The sequence below is a fragment of the Pseudoalteromonas sp. S3178 genome (assembly GCF_005886985.1).
Lineage (GTDB): Bacteria > Pseudomonadota > Gammaproteobacteria > Enterobacterales > Alteromonadaceae > Pseudoalteromonas > Pseudoalteromonas carrageenovora.
In genome coordinates this window covers 1-306 of the sequence record NZ_PNCW01000266.1, presented here as the reverse complement: position 1 = coordinate 306, position 306 = coordinate 1, and the positions used below count along the sequence as shown (strand labels likewise).

Here is a 306-nt window from a genome sequence, read left to right as displayed (position 1 = left end):
AACTGCCAGCTGAAGAGGCGGAGTTATTAGTGGCGCAAGCGATCCCAGCTTTTATTCAAAAAGGCTATTTGCTAATCAATAAACATCATAGTGAATATGTCGAGTTGTATAACGAAGGGCTTAAAAAACTATGGGCGGATGAAGACTATGTTGCTCAGTATCGTGCTCGCTGCTCTCGTGTGTTTACCGATTGATTGCTTTTTGGTTTTGCTAAAACCAAATAATGTCCTGATCCGTTGCGAAATCATTCATAAGTTAGAATCCAAATTTATTTTTAATGTTTTGCATAGCCTGTTGCCTATTTTG

The 306-nt window shown here is 38.6% G+C and carries 1 pseudogene; it reads left to right on the top strand.

Annotation, left to right across the window (positions count from 1 at the left end):
- Window positions 1-194, top strand: a pseudogene (locus tag CWC11_RS20905) (ABC transporter substrate-binding protein); the annotation flags it as partial.
- Window positions 195-306: the final 112 nt, after the last annotated feature.